Origin of the sequence: Arthrobacter sp. 08Y14, assembly GCF_002929455.1 — a bacterium.
GTDB lineage: Bacteria > Actinomycetota > Actinomycetes > Actinomycetales > Micrococcaceae > Arthrobacter_B > Arthrobacter_B sunyaminii.
Window position 1 is genome coordinate 535993 of sequence record NZ_PJIX01000002.1, and the last position, 16718, is coordinate 552710.

The 16718-nt window shown below is 65.1% G+C and carries 16 protein-coding genes; 9 read left to right on the plus strand and 7 right to left on the minus strand.

Going from position 1 to position 16718, the window contains the following annotated elements; genetic code table 11:
• Positions 1–38 precede the first annotated feature (38 nt).
• The 6 genes from CXR03_RS09070 to CXR03_RS09095 all read left to right on the plus strand — a co-directional run bounded on the left by CXR03_RS09070 (position 39) and on the right by CXR03_RS09095 (position 6665).
• A complete protein-coding gene (locus CXR03_RS09070) occupies positions 39–899 on the plus strand; it encodes an SDR family oxidoreductase (RefSeq protein ID WP_104103483.1) in 861 nt (286 codons plus the stop codon).
• A gap of 212 nt (positions 900–1111) precedes the next feature.
• The gene (locus tag CXR03_RS09075; protein WP_104096793.1) at positions 1112–1969 is read left to right on the plus strand and encodes a branched-chain amino acid ABC transporter permease; all 858 of its coding nucleotides are present in this window, start codon (positions 1112–1114) and stop codon (positions 1967–1969) included.
• A 2-nt stretch (positions 1970–1971) separates the two neighbouring features.
• Entirely contained in the window at positions 1972–3795 is a 1824-nt protein-coding gene (locus CXR03_RS09080) for an ATP-binding cassette domain-containing protein (RefSeq protein ID WP_104103485.1), read from the plus strand.
• Positions 3792–4535 (plus strand): ABC transporter ATP-binding protein, encoded by a 744-nt coding sequence (locus CXR03_RS09085; protein ID WP_104103486.1) that lies wholly within the window; start codon positions 3792–3794, stop codon positions 4533–4535. The genes CXR03_RS09080 and CXR03_RS09085 overlap by 4 nt, the downstream gene beginning before the upstream one ends.
• 100 nt (positions 4536–4635) lie before the next feature.
• Positions 4636–5445 (plus strand): SDR family oxidoreductase, encoded by an 810-nt coding sequence (locus CXR03_RS09090; protein ID WP_104103488.1) that lies wholly within the window; start codon positions 4636–4638, stop codon positions 5443–5445.
• A complete protein-coding gene (locus CXR03_RS09095) occupies positions 5445–6665 on the plus strand; it encodes an acetyl-CoA C-acetyltransferase (protein WP_104054350.1) in 1221 nt (406 codons plus the stop codon). Before CXR03_RS09090 ends, CXR03_RS09095 begins: the two co-directional genes overlap by 1 nt.
• A gap of 100 nt (positions 6666–6765) precedes the next feature.
• Here CXR03_RS09095 and CXR03_RS09100 read toward each other — a convergent pair whose 3' ends face one another.
• Positions 6766–8376 (minus strand): AMP-binding protein, encoded by a 1611-nt coding sequence (locus CXR03_RS09100; protein ID WP_104103489.1) that lies wholly within the window; start codon positions 8374–8376, stop codon positions 6766–6768.
• Between the two features lie 119 nt (positions 8377–8495).
• Here CXR03_RS09100 and CXR03_RS09105 point away from each other — a divergent pair, with 119 nt between their 5' ends.
• Positions 8496–9113, plus strand: a complete 618-nt coding sequence (locus tag CXR03_RS09105; RefSeq protein ID WP_104104069.1) for a TetR/AcrR family transcriptional regulator — start codon at positions 8496–8498, stop codon at positions 9111–9113.
• 17 nt (positions 9114–9130) lie between these two features.
• Here the strand turns inward: CXR03_RS09105 and CXR03_RS09110 are convergent, their stop codons facing one another.
• The gene (locus CXR03_RS09110) at positions 9131–9889 is read right to left on the minus strand and encodes a CoA-transferase subunit beta (protein WP_104054347.1); all 759 of its coding nucleotides are present in this window, start codon (positions 9887–9889) and stop codon (positions 9131–9133) included.
• Complete coding sequence (locus tag CXR03_RS09115; RefSeq protein WP_104054346.1) at positions 9889–10755, minus strand: CoA transferase subunit A; 867 nt, start codon at positions 10753–10755, stop codon at positions 9889–9891. The genes CXR03_RS09110 and CXR03_RS09115 overlap by 1 nt, the downstream gene beginning before the upstream one ends.
• Positions 10756–10876: 121 nt before the next feature.
• Here CXR03_RS09115 and CXR03_RS09120 point away from each other — a divergent pair, with 121 nt between their 5' ends.
• Positions 10877–11611, plus strand: a complete 735-nt coding sequence (locus CXR03_RS09120) for an SDR family NAD(P)-dependent oxidoreductase (RefSeq protein ID WP_219816217.1) — start codon at positions 10877–10879, stop codon at positions 11609–11611.
• Positions 11612–11696: 85 nt separating this feature from the next.
• On the plus strand, positions 11697–12443 hold the full coding sequence (locus CXR03_RS09125; protein WP_104103491.1) for an SDR family NAD(P)-dependent oxidoreductase: 747 nt from the start codon (positions 11697–11699) through the stop codon (positions 12441–12443).
• 3 nt (positions 12444–12446) lie between these two features.
• Here CXR03_RS09125 and CXR03_RS09130 read toward each other — a convergent pair whose 3' ends face one another.
• The 4 genes from CXR03_RS09130 to CXR03_RS09145 are packed head-to-tail and all read right to left on the minus strand — an operon-like array spanning position 12447 to position 16656.
• Entirely contained in the window at positions 12447–13622 is a 1176-nt protein-coding gene (locus CXR03_RS09130; RefSeq protein WP_104103492.1) for an acyl-CoA dehydrogenase family protein, read from the minus strand.
• A 36-nt stretch (positions 13623–13658) separates the two neighbouring features.
• Positions 13659–14627 (minus strand): acyl-CoA dehydrogenase family protein, encoded by a 969-nt coding sequence (locus CXR03_RS09135; protein WP_104103494.1) that lies wholly within the window; start codon positions 14625–14627, stop codon positions 13659–13661.
• Entirely contained in the window at positions 14624–15802 is a 1179-nt protein-coding gene (locus CXR03_RS09140; RefSeq protein WP_104103496.1) for an acyl-CoA dehydrogenase family protein, read from the minus strand. Before CXR03_RS09140 ends, CXR03_RS09135 begins: the two co-directional genes overlap by 4 nt.
• A complete protein-coding gene (locus tag CXR03_RS09145) occupies positions 15799–16656 on the minus strand; it encodes an enoyl-CoA hydratase (RefSeq protein ID WP_104103498.1) in 858 nt (285 codons plus the stop codon). The genes CXR03_RS09140 and CXR03_RS09145 overlap by 4 nt, the downstream gene beginning before the upstream one ends.
• Between the last annotated feature and the right edge of the window lie 62 nt (positions 16657–16718).

Genomic DNA, 16718 nt, shown 5'->3' on the forward strand with positions numbered 1-16718 from the left:
AACCGCAGCGGGAATCGGGCGAGCACCGAGGGGCAACCATGAGCAGTGCGGAGCACTTGTACAACGGCAAAACCGCAGTCATCACGGGCGGCGGATCCGGTTTAGGCGAAGGCCTGGTCCGGTACGCCGCCGCCCTGGGGATGAACGTCGTCGTTGCCGATGTCAACGAGGCTGCTGCCAAGAAGGTCGCTGATGACATAGTTCGGGCCGGCGGAAACGCTGTTGCGCTTGCGGTCGATGTCCGTGATCCGGAGCAGGTCGACAACCTGGCGGAGGCGTCCTACAGGATCTTTAACCGTGTGGACCTTCTGGTCAACAATGCGGGCATCGAGCAGTTCGGATACCTCTGGGACACCCCCGTCGCGAACTGGCGCAGGATCCTGGATATCAACGTCAGCGGAGTTTTTCACGGAGTGCGGTCCTTTGTGCCGAGGATGATCTCGGCGGGCGGCAGGAGTTCCGTGTGGAACACGGCGTCTGTCGGAGCGGTCACGGGTATCAGCCGCCAGGGACCATATTTGGCGACCAAACACGCGGTCCTGGGCCTCACCGAGGCACTGAAGCTGGATATGGACCATGCCGGCCATGACATCAGTGTTGCCGCCGTGCTTCCCGCTGCCGTCTCCTCCCGCATTTTCTCGGATGCGGGGACAGTTCTCGAGGGCGACCTGGAAGCAGCAGAGGGTGCCCGCAGGGACATGATGACGCTGCTTCCCACAGCCATGGATCCGCTGGATGCCGCGCGGGCTATCTTCGACCAGGCGGCGGCCGGAGAGTTTTACCTGCTTTCCCAGCCTGGATACGTCGCCGCCATCATGGCGGACCGGGGTGCGCAACTAACCCGGCGTTCCGCCCCGCAGGAGCCCCGGCGGCACAGTTTCGGCACGCCGGACCACTAGGTTCCGATTGACTCCCCACCCACCTGCACGGCCCTTGCGGTGCCGTCCGGCCCATCTGCGGCCGCACAGCCCGGCAGCGGGATCCGGCATCACAATTCACAGAGGAATCAACGTGTTTGCAGAGGAAGAAACATGAGTCCGCACATCCAGTCCGCTGAGGCGGCGTTTGGGTTCAGCAGCGCCGGCTGCACCAGGCTGAGGGGAGAACTCCGATGACCGTCATACTTGGCGGCCTTGCGCTCGGCGCCGTCTACGCGCTGGTTGCGATCGGCTACAACATCATTTTCATCTCGTCCAAGACCTTCAACTTCGCCCAGGCCCAGCTCATGATGTTCGGCGCGTTTATCGTCTACACCGGAGTATCAGTCTTCGGACTGAATCCGGTTATCGCTGCAGTGCTGGCCATGATCATCGTCGCGGGCATCGCCTATCTCGAGTTTGTCCTCGCAATCCGTCCGGTGAAGGACCAGCACAACGTTCTGGTCACCACACTGGGGGCCGCAGTGCTGTTGGACGGCTCGGCCCAGCTTCTCTGGGGCGGCGAGCCGCTGAAGGTTCCCTTCTTCGCCGGCGATTCAGCCATCGACATCTTCGGCGGCCGGGTCTATCCGGTGGAGATAGCACTCGTTCTCGTGGTCGCGGTGCTCGTCATCGGATTCGCCGTATACGGCCGGGTCTCCCTGACCGGGCTCGCCCTGCGCGGCATGTCGGAGGACAGCGAAGCGGCCCAGCTCCGCGGGGTCAACGTGCGCAACCTTGCGCTGATGACCTTCATCTTTGCCGGTGCCCTCGCCGGCCTGCTCGGAGTTATCGTCGGACCCAAAACCTTTGCCGTGGCTACGCTGGGCACCGCCCTGGCACTGAAGGGTTTTGTGGTCCTCGCGATCGGCGGGTTCGGCTCGATGCCCGGTGCCGCCGTCGGCGGTGTCATCGTTGGGCTGACCGAAGCACTGGCCGCGCGTTATCTGGGAGGCGAGTTTGCCGTCCTGGCAGTCTTCATCCTGCTGATCGTCATCCTGCTCCTGCGTCCTTCAGGACTATTCGTTCGCACCAAAGAGAGGACGGTCTAGCCATGGCATTATGGGTTCGACTTCGTGCACTGCCGGCCTGGGTGTTTCCGCTGCTGATCGGAATCATCATTGTCCTTCTTCCCATGCTGGGAATTCCCTATTCCACGCAGCGGCAGGTGCAGCTCACACTAATCCTCGCCCTCGTCGTGAGCGGCCTCAACCTGAGCCTTGGCTACGCCGGCGAGCTCGCCCTCGGCCAGCCTGCGGTATATGCCGCCGGCGCCTATACCGCAGGCCTGATGTCAAAGGCAGGACACACCGAAATTCTGGTCCAGCTGGCCGCGGGTGCGCTGGCCGCCCTGGTGGTCGGATTGATCACCGGAGTACCGGGTCTCAGGCTGGGTGGATGGTCCCTCGCCATGACCTCCTTTTTCCTCGTGCTGCTGCTTCCGGACGTACTGGCGATCTTCAAGGACGTAACCGGCGGCCGCAACGGGCTCAGCGGTATCACGCCGCCCACCCTGTTTGGCCAGCGCATCACCGACGACATGCTGTTCATGGTGGTGGCGCTCGTCGTCGTCGTCTGGTTTGTGATTGTCCGCAACATCATCGTGTCCCGGCACGGCGTGGCATTCCGTGTCCTGAAACGCAGTCCGGTGCTGGCCTCGTCACTGGGCATCTCGGTGTTCCGGATGAAGCTCACGGCCTATGCGCTGGGTGCTGTTCCCGCCGGCTTGGCCGGCGTGCTGTTCGCCAATGTCGACCTGTACGTGTCACCGGAGGCCTTTGCCTTCGGGTTTGCCACCACGGTGCTGGCGGCTTCCATTCTGGGCGGCTCGGCCAGCATCTACGGTGCCCTGGTGGGTGCGGCAATCCTTCAGTTCGCAACCAACAGCTCCCGTGAGTTCCAGGAATACTCCCTGCTCTTCACCGGGATCTTCCTGATTGTGGGCGGCGTGTTCCTGACCGGCGGCATCGCCGGCCTGCTGCGGACGGCGGTGAGCCGGCTCGATGCACGTGCCCGGCAGGCAGGACCGGTGCCTGCCGCAGCGGATTCGCCCGCAGATACCGCCCTCACCGGTTTTGCCGGCAAGCGGCTGGTCATCGACAACGTCTCGAAGGCCTTCGGCGGGAACAAAGCGCTCAAGGGCGTATCGCTGACTGCCGAGCCGGGCCGGGTGACTGCCCTTATCGGCCCCAACGGATCAGGCAAGACAACCCTGTTGAACATGGTCTGCGGCTTTTACCGGACGGACACCGGGGCGATCTCCATTGACGACCGCCGCCTGGATTCCACGGGGCCCGACGCCGTGGCGCGGGCCGGCGTGGCCCGCACGTTCCAGACCCCCAACATTCCCGAGGGAATCACCGTTCTTGAGGCCGTCGTTTCAGGGCGTTACATGTCCAACCGGGCCTCGATCCCCGCGGCGGTCCTCCAGCTGCCCGGGTTCCGCCGCATCCGGCGGGAAGACCGAAGCGAGGCCGATCGCGTCCTGGGGTTGGTGGGCCTCACTAAGTACCGCGACGTCGAAGCCGTGTCGCTGCCCCTGGGCATGCGCCGGATGCTCGAAGTTGCCCGGTGCCTGATCTCCCGCCCGGGAGTGCTTCTCCTGGACGAAGTAGCCTCCGGCCTGGACGAACACGAGGTGGAGATGCTCTCGGAGGTGGTCCGCAAGGTGACGGCAGCCGGCGGCACCGTGGTTTTGGTGGAGCACAACTTCCAACTCGTGCTCTCCCTTGCCGACACCATCGTGGCGCTGGCCCACGGCGAGGTCATGGCCACCGGAACACCGGCCGAGATCGAATCAAATCCGCGTGTGCTCAACGAGTACCTCGGCATCGAAGCAGATGAGGAAGCGATGATGGAACCGGAAGGTCAGCGATGAATGCGACGACGCAGGCTCCACTGCTCAAGGTCGAACGAATGGTCACCGGATACGGGGATCTGAGGGTGGTCCGGGACGTGTCTTTCGAAGTGCGGGCCGGACGGCTGACGGTCCTGCTGGGCCGTAACGGTGCCGGCAAGACAACGACCCTCCGTGCTGTGTCAGGGCTGAACAAACTTGCAGGCGGCAGCATCACGTTTGACGGTGAACCGATTGACAAACGCTCAGTGGCGGATCGCGTGCGGATGGGAATGTCCTACGTGCAGGAGGGCAAACGCGTCCTGCACGCCCAAACCATCGAGGAGAATCTGCTGCTGGGCGGGCGCATTAGAAAAGTGCGGCGTGCCGTGCTGCACGAGGAAATCGAGCGGATCTACTCGCTGTTTCCGATCCTCAAGGAGAAACGCTCCCTGCCGGCCGGCAGCATGTCCGGCGGCCAGCAGCAAATGCTGGCCATTGGGTCCGCGCTGATGGCCAAGCCGCGGCTGCTGCTCCTGGATGAGCCCTCCGGCGGGCTCGCTCCGGTTGTCGTGAAGGAAGTAATGCAGCGGGTCGCCGAGCTGAAGGAGACCGGGATTGGCATAGTGCTGGTGGAACAGGCGGTGGAAGCCTCTGTGGCCATCGCGGATGACGTGGCGGTTGTGGATATGGGCCGCAACGTTCTCGCCGGCCCGGCTGCGTCGGTTGATCTGGAGGACCTGAAGCGGGCCTACTTTGGTGCACCTTCGCACCACCCGTGACGGCTGGCAGCCGCAACGCAAGACCGCTTAACGACAACCTAGCGTTTGCTTGGTACAGTGTGAACCATTCGCGCCGTCGCGAAGAAAGGGCAGGGAACCGATGTCGATAACTATCGATCTCACAGGCTGGGTTGTACTCGTTACGGGAGGCGCACGCGGTGTGGGTTCCGGCATTGTTGACGCCTTCGTCGACGCCGGCGCCGCCGTCGAAATCTGCGGCCGCACAGAACCCGAACCGCCGGCCGGAACCGCATCGCGGGCGGTGCACTTCAGTGCCGTTGACGTGCGCGATGATGCGCAGGTGCGCGCATGGGTTGCCGACGTCGTCGAGCGCCGCGGGCGCATTGACGTAGTCGTCAACAATGCCGGCGGCTCGCCCTTCGGCCGTTTCGAGAGCGGTTCAGCCCGCTACCAGCGGGCAATCACCGAGTTGAATTTCCTTTCGGCGGCCCAGCTGGCCAACGCGGTGCACCCGGTCATGATGGCTCAGGAGCAGGGCGGGTCGATCATCAACATCACCTCGATCAGCGCCCGCCGCCCCAGCCCCGGCACTGCGGTGTACGGTGCGGCGAAGGCTGCACTGGAAAGCCTGACCGGCAGCCTGGCTGTCGAGTGGGCGCCGCGGATCCGGATTAACGCCGTGAGCTGCGGCCTGGTGGCCACCGAGGGCGCTGCGGACCACTACGGCGATGCCGACAGCTATGCCCGTGTGGCAGCCACCATTCCGCGCGGACAGCTGGCCCGTCCAAGCGAGATCGGTGCCGCCTGCGTCATGCTGGCCTCGCCGCTGGCCAGCCACATCACCGGAGCAGTGCTCGACGTCGACGGCGGCGGCGAGTGGCCCGCTTTCCTGGCGCACACCCCGCACGCCGACATTCTCAAACCTCACGAAGTAGAAGGAGCACACTGATGACCGAAGCGGTAATTGTTTCTGCGGTACGTTCACCCATTGGCCGGGCCAACAAGGGTTCGCTGCGCGGGATGCGCGGTGACGACCTCGCCGCCCAGATGGTGCGGGCCGCCCTTGACGCCGTACCCGGGCTCGATCCCGCCACCATCGATGACCTGATGATGGGCTGCGCCCAGCCGGCGGGGGAGCAGGGCTACAACATAGCCCGCATGGTGGCCATGCAGCTCGGACTTGATTCCGTTCCGGGCACCACGGTGCACCGCTACTGCTCCTCATCCCTGCAGACCAGCAGGATGGCACTGCATGCAATCAAGGCCGGCGAGGGCGACGTGTTCATTTCAGCCGGCGTGGAGACTGTCTCGCGCTTCGGCTTCGGCAAGTCCGACGGCATGCCGGACACCAAGAACCCGGCGTACTTTGACGGCATGGAGCGCACGAAAGCCATGGCCAAGGACCCCGAGGCCCGCTGGAGTGATCCCCGCGAACGCGGAGAACACCCCGACATCTACATTGCCATGGGTGACACTGCCGAAAACGTGGCCCAGCTGCGCGGCGTCTCCCGCGAAGCGCAGGACGAGTGGGCGGTGCGCAGCCAGAACCTCGCCGAGGCCGCCGCAGCGCGCGGTTTCTGGAAAACCGACATCACCCCGGTTACCCTGTCCGACGGAACCGTTGTCTCCACTGATGACGGCCCGCGCGCCGGCGTCACGCTCGAGAAGCTCTCAACGCTGCAGCCGGTGTTCCGCGAGCACGGCACCGTCACGGCTGCCAACTGCTGTCCGCTGAACGACGGCGCCGCCGCCCTGGTCATCATGAGCGACCGCCGCGCCGCCGAATTGGGACTGACTCCGCTGGCCCGCATCGTTTCGACGGGTGTTGCAGCCATGACGCCGGAGCTGATGGGGCTGGGTCCCGTTGACGCCGTGGGCAGGGCGCTGGCCAATGCCAGAATGTCCATCGGCGACATGGACATCATGGAGCTCAACGAAGCCTTCGCCGCCCAGGTGCTGCCCTCCATCGACGACATCGGCATCGACCCGGACAAGGTGAACGTCAACGGCGGTGCCATCGCGCTGGGCCACCCCTTCGGCATGACCGGGGCGCGCATGACCACGACGGCGATTCACGCACTGCAGGAGCGCGACGAACAGTTCGCCGTCGAAACCATGTGCGTGGCCGGCGGCCAGGGAATGGCCATGATCCTGGAACGGCTGAGCTAGCAGCCGCACCCGGGCACGGCGAATAAAAGGGTGGTTGCGGGGAATCCCTGCAACCACCCTTTTACGTGCGCACTGTCTGCCGTCCTGCCGGTTTAGCGGCTCACAGCTTTGACTTCAGCACCTTTCCGGTGCTGTTGCGCGGGAAATCATTGACGATGACGAAGCTGCGGGGAACTTTGTAATTCGCCAGCCGGGTCTTGCAGAACGCGGCCAGGTCATCAGCCGTCGGCATCGGATTGGCGTCGTGCAGCAGGGCAACGTAGGCCCTGCCCACTGAACCCATCCGCTCGTCGTCGACGCCTACCACGGCGGATTCGTTGACGGCGGGGTGCTGCCGCAGCACGTTTTCAATCTCGGCCGGATAGACGTTGAAGCCGCCGACAATGAACATGTCCTTCAACCGGTCAGTGATCTTCAGGCAGCCGTGCTCGTCCAGCCGGCCAATATCGCCGGTGTGGAACCAGCCCTGGCTGTCCACGGCATTGGCAGTGGCCTCGGGGTCATCGAAGTACCCCAGCATCACATTCTCGCCGCGGAGCAGGATTTCGCCGTCGTCACCGACAGGCAGATCGTTCCCGGCTGCATCGGCAACCCGGATCTCGACGCCGGCCACTGCCGGCCCCGTGGTCTGCTTTGCGTGCTCCAGGGATTCACCGGGCCGGGACAGCGTTGCCACCACGCATTCGGTCATCCCGTACGCCTGCGCCACGGTGCGGAAACCGAGCACCTCCGACATGTCCCGGAAGAGTGTTTCCGGGGCCGTTGCGGCCCCGGCAATGGCGAAACGCAGGGATGAGGTGTCGTAGCTCTTCAGGTCCGGATGGTTCAGCAGCGAGGTGAAGATGGTGGGCACGCCGGGCAGGACGCTGATGCGCTCTTTCTGGACCAGCTCCAGCAGTGCCGAAGCATCAAAGGTTTCCACCGGATAGATCGTGGCCCCGGCCAGGAGCGCGGCGATCACCCCCGCTTTGTAGCCGAAACCGTGGAAGAACGGGTTGACGATGGCGTAGCGGTCCTCGGCGGACAGCTCGGCACCCGCTGCCCAGGCCCGGGCAACGCCCAGTGTCTGCCGGTGCGCGCTCATGACCCCCTTGGGCAGGCCGGTGGTTCCGGACGTATACAGGATGTCGACGACGTCGTCGGGCTGCACTGCCGCAGCCGCCGCGGTGAAGCGCTCCTCCTCACCCGCGCCGTCGGCGAGGAAGGACTTCCAGCTGCTTTCGCCGGGCTCATCCGCCGTGCCGTCGAGCCGCACGACAAGCCGCACCGAGGGCAGGCCCGGCACCGGCACTGAAGGGGCCGGCTCTTCAGCACCGTCGCTGACGGCATCCACTGCTGCAGTGCGGAGCGTTTCCAGGGGCCGGCGGCCGAGGAAATCATCGGCAACCACCAGTACCGACGCACCGGAGCGCCGCAGGATCATGGCAGCCTCATGGCCGGTATAGCGGGTGTTCAGCGGCACCACCGCGGCTCCGACCGACTGTGCACCCAGCATGGCGAGAATGAAGTCCAGCCGGTTCGGGGCCCAGAGGCCCACCCTGTCGCCCGGGCCTACACCGTGTGCCAGGTAGGCGCGCCCGGCCTCCGCGATGCGTTCACTGAGTTCACCGTAGGAAACGGCAGTGTCTGCGGCCACGACGGCGGGGTGGTCACCGAGCCGCGCCATGTCGGCAAGCAGCTGGGGAATGGTCCGTGCGTCAGAGAGATGCATCGAGGAATCCTTTCATTCCATGTGACAAAAAACGCAATGGCGCGGCTAATACAGTAACGTGCCTAAAATGCGGGAGAATTGAGCAAATGCTTGGGTGAATTCGTATATGAGGAGAAATGATGGCAACGCGCAAAAAACCGGAATCAGCAGCCAGTGAGCAGGGTTCCGACCGGCGGGAACAGCTACTGGCCATTGCCGCCCACCTGATAGCCACCCGCGGATACTCCGCGACGACGGTGCGTGACATTGCCGATGAAGCGGGCATCCTCTCGGGCAGCCTCTACCATCACTTCTCCTCCAAGGAAGCGATCCTGGAAGAAATCCTGCGGTCCTTCCAGGGTGGACTGCGGCAGCGGTCGGAGGAGATTGCCGCTGCCGGCGGCGGGCCGCGGCATGTCTTTGACGAACTCGTCCGGACTGCCTTTGTCACCATCGAGAAACAACCGGACGCCGTTGGCATTTACCAGAATGAGGCGGCGTTTCTGGCCAACCTTCCAGGCTTCGAGTTTGTGGCCGAAGAAGGCGCCCGTATTGAATCGATCTGGCTCAGCGTGATCCAGGAGGGCCAGCGCGAGGGTGTTTTCCGTGCCGACCTTGACTCGGCAATTACCTATCGCTTCATTCGTGACGCCGTCTGGTCCACGGTGCGCTGGTTCCGCCCGGGCGGCCGGCACTCCGCCGAGAGTGCCGGCCGCCACTTCCTTGAGCTGATCCACTCAGGCCTCCTGCAGGACTGATCCGTTCAGGAGCCGGTCTAGTTCGGGACTTCCCGGGACCGGCTCCCGCGCGGATCCAGCACCTCGCGGATAAGGTGCAGCTCCTCGTCCGTGGGAACGCGGGTAAGCGGGGCACCCTCTACCTCCAGCGCGAAGCCGGTGTTGTCGATGATCTCCTGGGGATCAACCCCGGGATGGATGGAGAGCACCGTGACGCGGCCGTCGTCGTCGTAGCCCAGGACAGCAAGATTGGTGACGATCACGCCCAGGTGGTGGAACCGCATGGAGGTGCCGGCCGCACGCGCGCGGTCGTTGCCAACGCCTGAGACCATGTCCACGGACTCGACGAACAGGCGGGCGCTGTGCCGGGACACCCAGTAGTCCACCCGGTGGTTGGCCGTGTTGCCCGGAGCTCCCCGTACGCCGATGAGCTGGCGCTTGGGCTTGTTCCAGTCGCCGATCAGCGAGATGTTCTGGTTTCCGTAGCGGTCAATCTGGCTGGCGCCCATCATGCTCTGCCGGCGGCCGCTGGCCACGATGTCAAAGATGCGGCGGAACGGTGCCCAACCCTCGATGGTCCCGCCGCCGGCAGCCGTTTTGCCCAGCGGCGGCGGCTCGCTCATCATGAAGGCTTCCCCGTCGCTAAGGACCAGGTCGGGGGAGTGGGTGAGCTTGGCGAGCCTGGCGCCGATGGTCGGAATCGTGCCTACGGCGTGCGCGAGGATCTCGCCGGATTCACGGTAGGTGTCTGAGCACGCCGCGATGCAGATTTCGGCGGTGGTGGCGTCTGCGGTCATTACTTCTTCTCCTGTACTGCGTGGAAGCGGGCAACCGCCTCGTGGTAGCCGGCTTCGTCGCCGCCGAGGAACTCGGCGACAAAGGCGCGCCAGCTTTCAGGGTCTTTGGCGGAGGCGGCATAGTGCTTCTGGAATGCCTCGTCGCGGCCGTAGTCCGGCTCGCAGGTGGTGAAGTGGGCACCGCGGGGGGTCTCAATGACACCGGTAACGTACATGCGGCTGAGCATCAGGGTGTGGAACGAGCCTTCGTCCAGCAGGTCTTCCGTTTCCACGATCCGCTCTGTGGTGACGAAGGTGCGCGCTGCCGCCATGGCGAACAGGTCATCAAAGTACGGATCCGGGCCGAGGAACTGCGCGTTGCCTCCGCTGTCGGAGCGGTTGACGTGGATCAGGGCCACGTCGAGCGGGGTCGCCGGCACCGCAACATACTCGTCATCGGAGTAGGGGGATGCCACGGTCTTCAGGTGCGGATTCGCGGCCATGACGTCGGACCCGATGCCGGCCAGCGTGGGCAGGAAGGACAGCCGCGAGGCGGCGGCGCGCAGCCCGGTGACAAACATGCCTTCGTCATACTCATTGATCTCCAGCTCGCCGCGTTCCCGCGCTGCGGTAAACAGGGGATCCAGGGCAATGCTGTCCAGCGAGACGAAGCCGTAGATAAGCTTGCGGACCTTGCCCGCGGCAACCAGCAGGCCGACGTCGGGGCCGCCGAAGGCGACAACGGTCAGGTCTGTCACGTCGCTGCGCAGCAGTTCGCGGACCGCAGCCATGGGCTTGCGCCGCGATCCCCACCCTCCGATGCCAATGGTCATTCCTGACTCAATGGACGAAACCGCCTCACTAAGTCCAATCCTCTTGTCGGGCATCCGGTCCTCATTTCCCGCATCATTGCGAAACCTAGCGCTTGTTTGGTAGCTAGACTAGCATGGCCCCATGGCGCCGTCCCGGTGCCGCGCAGAAGACAAACTAAGGTCGCGGAGGACAGGCATGGGGCAGAGCAGGGACGGGCACATCATTGTGACCGGGGGCGTCAGCGGGATCGGTGCAGCCGCCGTCGAGCAGCTTGCCGGGCGCTGCGCCCGCGTCACGGTATTCGACCTGCAGGAGCCGATGGCCGGGAGCCGGCCCGAAAACGTCGACTACATGGCGGTCGATGTGTCGGAGGAGCCCGCCGTGCAGGAGGCAATCGCCCGTGCCCGGACGCGCGGCGGCGTCGTCACCGGGTTGGTCACCTGTCACGGCATCCGCGGCGCTTTCCTGCCCGCGGTGGACCTGGACGTGGAGCACACGCGCAGGGTCCTGGACGTGCATGTGCTCGGTACGCTCGTGGTTAGCCGCGCGGTGGTGCAGCAGCTCGCGGGGACTCCGGCGTCAATCGTGACGGTCTCATCCACAACGGCTTACGGCGGATGGGAGAAACAGGCTGACTACGGTGTTGCCAAGGCGGCCGTCCGGCAGCTCACCGAGAATCTGGCCATCGAATGGGCGCCGGGCGGTGTTCGGGTCAATTCAGTGGCTCCCGGGCATACCCTCACGCCCATGGTGCAGGAAATGCTCGACGGCGGCTACGACGCCGGTTCCGTCTTCGCCCGAACACCCCTGGGGCGCTTCGCGACGCCGCAGGAGGTGGCGGCCTGCATTGTCTTCCTCCTTCTGGACGCAACCTTCGTGACCGGCCAGTGCCTTGCTGTTGATGGCGGTTGGACTGCCGTTGGAAAGTGAGCCCCGACAGTCGAACAATACGAACAGTACGAACAATACGTACAAGCCGATTTGTTGATGCACGCCAAACCAGTGAAGGCCTTCCATGAACGCAGTTGACCCGGTTATCTCGCTGGACGGAAAAGTCGTGCTGCTCACGGGCGCCGCGGGCGGACAGGGCCGCGCACACGCGGCTCTGCTTCACCGTCTGGGTGCGCGCCTCGTGCTGACCGATGTGGACGCCGACGGGGTTTCGGCCCTGGCCCGGACCTTCGAATCCAACGCGCTCGGCCTTCGGCACGACGCATCCTCACCGGCAGACTGGACCCGGGTGGTGGACGCGGCGGTGTCTGCGTTCGGCCGGGTGGACGTCCTAGTGAACAATGCGGGCTATTGTCCGGTTGCTCCGCTGGCGGAAACGAGCGAGGACATCATCCGCCGCGCCATCGACATCAACCTGATCGGCCCCATCCTCGGCATGCAGGCAGTTCTTCCCGCCATGCGCGGGGCCGGCGGGTCAATTATCAATATTGCGTCGACGGCCGGCGTCGCCGGTTATGCCAACCGCGTGCCGTACTCCGCGTCCAAGTGGGGGCTGCGCGGGGCCAGCCGGTCCGCGGCCAGGGAATACGGACCGTACGGCATCAGGGTCAATACTGTATGCCCTGGTGCCGTGGACACCCCGATGATCACCGAGGAGACCCGTGCCGGCACCGGATTCATAGCTACGCTTCCGATTCCCCGGGCCGGGCGGCCCGGGGAAATCTCAACGATGGTGGCTTTTCTCGCCAGTGACGCCGCCAGCTACTGCACCGGCCAGGACTTCATTGTGGACGGCGGGGTTACGGCGTAGGGCTCACAGCGAAGCGAGAGCTTCCTGCCTTCGTCGGGGCTCGGTACCGGCCGCGGGCGCGGGAATGATTCCCAGCAGCCTTCCCAGCCGGCGCCGGTGCTCGCGCGCAGAGCCGAAGAGCTGGCTCGTGGAATGCGCCCGCTTGAAGACCAGTTGGGCGTCATGCTCCCACGTGATCGCGATTCCGCCGTGAATCTGCACAGTTTCAGCGGCCACCTTGTCGAGGGCGTCTGCGCACCACGCAGCGGCTGACGCCGCGCGTTCCGGCAGGTCCGCAGCATTGGTTCCGGCCGACCAGGCCGCAGCCCAGGCAGTGGTGCGCGCCGTTTCCACCTGCACGAGCATGTCGGCCATCCGGTGCTTAAGGGCCTGGAAGGAGCCGATTGCCCGGCCAAACTGCACGCGCTGCTTGGAGTATTCAACACTCATGTCCAGCCCTCGCTGCGCGGTTCCCACCTGCAGGCAGCTCACCGCGACGACGGCGATGTCGCGGATTCTCTCCAGCGACCTTTCGGCGTCCAGCCGAAGCGCGCGGGCCGGAACCCGGTTGAAGGTCAGTGTCGCGAACCTGATGGTGGTGTCGACGGCCGGGGTGTTCACCCGCTGGACCGCGGCGGCGTCCAGAACCTCGAACAGACCCACCCCCTCCGGCGTAGACGCGACGGCAATGACCGTGTCGGCGGTGACGCCGTCGAGCACCAGGGTTGCCGTTCCATCCAGGGTCCACTGCTCGTGCCCCTGTTCGTCCGGCGTGGCGGTGATGCCGGAACCGGTGGTGCTCCAGGCGCCGCGTTCATCCGCCCAGGCCAGGGTCGCAATGCTGCTTCCCTCGGCAATCCCGGGCAGCAGGCGTTCACGCGCCTCCTCTTCGGCCGACTCCAGGATGGCGGATGCTCCCAGTACTGCTGAGGCCAGCAGTGGACTGGGGGACAGCTGGTAACCGAGTGCTTCCAGGACCAGGCCGGTTTCAAACCAGGTGAATCCGGCCCCGCCGTATTCTTCGGGAATGGCGAGGGAAGCCACGCCCACCTCTTCAGCCAAGGTGCGCCAAAGCTCCGTGTCGTAGCCGTCCGCAGAGGCTGCTGCACTGCGCACGGCAGCGGAGGTGGCATGGCGGTTGAGCACTGCGCGCAGGGTCTTGACGAGCTCGTTCTGCTCGTCGGTCAGTGAGTAGTCCATGGTGTCCTCAGGTGTGGAAGGTCAAGGTGTGGAAGGTCAGCGGGTTGCAGGAAGCAGCAGGGAGGCTATGCGGGAGCGGTGGTGCCGCGGCGTTCCCCAAGCGCCCAGCAGGGCACGGACCCTCGTGATCCAGAGCCCCAGATCGTGTTCCTCCGTGTAGCCGATGGCGCCGTGGACCTGCAGTGCAACCCGTGCTGCCAGGTTGGCCGCATCGCCGGAGGCAACCTTGGCGGCGGAGACGCTGCGGGCGCCGTCAGGACCGCCGAGGTCCAGGGCTGCGTCGTAGATCAGCGGACGGGCGAATGTGAGGGCGATGCGCACGTCGGCGAGCTGGTGCTTAAGGGCCTGGTATTCGCCAATGGCCCGGCCGAACTGTTCGCGGATCTTGGCATAGCTGACTGCTTCTTCCAGCAGGCGCTCTCCGGCACCGAGCAGCATGGCCGAACAGGCCAGCGTTGCCCTGTCCACGGCAAGGTCCACCGCAGCGGTTTCCAGTGCGGTTTCGGAGCCGACGGCGGTGAGTTCGCTCAGCTTCCGGGTCCGGTCCACGGAGGCTGTACCGGGTCCGGCAGAGGCATCCGAGAGAGAATCGGGGCCGACGACGAAGCACCGGCTGCCTGCCGCGGCGTCAAGTGCGTAGGGAACGAGTCCCGGTACGGCAGCCGTGGCAACCAGTGATCCGTCCAGGATGCCGCTGCGCACACTGGAATCGACCAACTCGGGCAGCAGCGCGGCGGATTCGATGTACGGTCCGGGAACCGCGTGATATCCCAGCCGCTCGAAAGCAACGGTGAGGTCCACTGCGGTGCCGCCCATACCGCCGTCGTCCTCTGCGAGGCACAGGCCAAACAGGCCCAGTTCCGCCAGCTGGCTCCACAACGCCAGGCCGGGCTCCGTGTTCCCTTCTGCCCAGGTCCGGGCAACCTTCGTGCCGCCGGCGCTCTCGATGATTTCGTCGAGGGCCTCGGCCAGCGACTGCTGTTCTTCACTCAGTGCGAATTTCATGACGCTCTCCTGCCGTCGCCGCCGCGTGGGAGGCCAAGTAGACGTTCTGCAATGATGTTGCGCTGAATTTCATTAGTGCCTGCGTAGATGGGTCCGGAGATGGAGAAAAGGTAGTCATCCATCCACCGTCCGCCGGCCACCCCGGGCTCTCCGCGCAGTTCCGCGGCGGGACCGAGCAAATCCAGCGCCGTCTCGTGCAGGGCGATGTCCAGCTCGGACCAGAACACCTTGTTGACACTGCCTTCGGCTCCAATGTCGCCGCCGTCCTGCAGCGTGCTCACCGTGCCCCAGGTGTAGAGGCGATAGGCCTCGGACTTGATCCAGGCGTCCACGACGGCGTCCTGGGCAAAGGGGTCTTCCTGCTGGTGGGTGCCCCACAGGTCGATGAGCCGGTCCGCGGCAGCACAGAAGCGTCCCGGTGCTCGCAGCGAGAGGCCGCGCTCGTTCCCGGCGGTGCTCATGGCCACGCGCCAGCCGTCTCCCGGAGCTCCAAGGACGTCTGCGTCAGGCACAAAGACATCCTCGAAGAACAGTTCGGCGAAACCCGTTGAGCCGTCGAGCTGGGCGATGGGGCGCACGGTGAGTCCGGGGGCGTCCATGGGAAAAAGGAAGTACGTCAGGCCGCGGTGGCGCTGCGCGGCGGGGTCGCTGCGGAACAGTCCGAATCCGCGGTCGGCCCAGACTGCGCGTGAACTCCAGGTTTTCTGGCCGTTGAGCAGCCAGCCGCCGCGCTCGTCGTCGCGGCGGGCGGTGCTCCGGATGGAGGCCAGGTCACTGCCGGCTCCCGGCTCGGACCAGGCCTGTGCCCAAATCAGGGAACCGTCTGTCATGGCGTTGAGATACCGGTTGCGCTGGTCATCCGTTCCATGTTCAAAGAGAATCGGGGCCAGCAGCGAGATACCGTTCTGGGCTACGCGGGTGGGAGCTCCGGAGCGGTAGTACTCCTCCTCAAAGAGGACCCACTCGACCAGGCCGGCGCTTCGGCCGCCAAACTCCTCCGGCCAGGCGACGGCGGACCAGCGGCCTTCCGCCAGCTTTGCTTCCCACTCGCGGTGGGCGGCGAAACCCGCTTCCGTATCCATTGACGGCAGCGGTGTGGACGGCACGTTTTCGGCCAGCCAGGCTCGCGCCTCGGCGGCGAATGCCTGCTGTTCTTCGGTCAGGTCGAGGTTCATTTGGCCGCCGCCGCGTTCCGCATGCCCTGAACGTTCATTCCGGCCAGCGAGTCGGCGCCCACCTCCGCGTTGTGGGCGTGCGCCGCATGGTGCAGCCCGAACACGGAATCCATCCCGGCCCGCATGCCCTGCAAATCTTCGGACTGGTTTACTGCCTTCTTGGCCAGCGCCAGGCCCAAACGGGGCATCGCACTGATGCGTTCGGCCATGGCCATCACCGTGTCCTCCAAGACCTCACGGGGCACCACGTGGTTGACCATGCCCAGATCATGGGCGCGCTGCGCGGTGAAGCGGTCACCGGTGAAGAGGAACTCCTTGGCGGCGCGGGGATTCATCACCCACGGGTGGGCGAAATACTCCACGCCCGGGATGCCCATGCGGACCACGGGGTCCGAGAAGAACGCATCGTCGCTGGCCACGATGAAATCGCAGGACCAGGCCAGCATCAGACCGCCGGCAATGCACGCACCCTGAACCATTGCGATCATCGGCTTCGGGATCTCCCGCCAGCGGCGGCACATGCCCAGGTAAACCTCGGATTCCCGGGCAAGGCGGGAGTCCACGCCTGCTGCCCCCACATGGTCCCACCACATGACGGCCTTGCGCTCGAAGCTCTGGTCAATGTCCCGCTCCGGGGAGCCGATGTCATGTCCGGCGCAGAAGTGCTTTCCGTTTCCGGCCAGGACGATGACCTTTACGGCATCGTCCTCGACGGCGGCGGTGAACGCGGCATCCAGTGCATAGGTGACCTTGGAATTCTGCGCGTTGCGGTACTCGGGCCGGTTCAGCCGGACGACTGCCACGGAACCGCGCACCTCGTACGTTACAACCTCGCCGGAATCATCATTCTTCATCGTGGCTCCTCTCTGAGGCACTTCCCGCTGTGATGGAGTTCACCAAACAAGTGCTTGGTTTG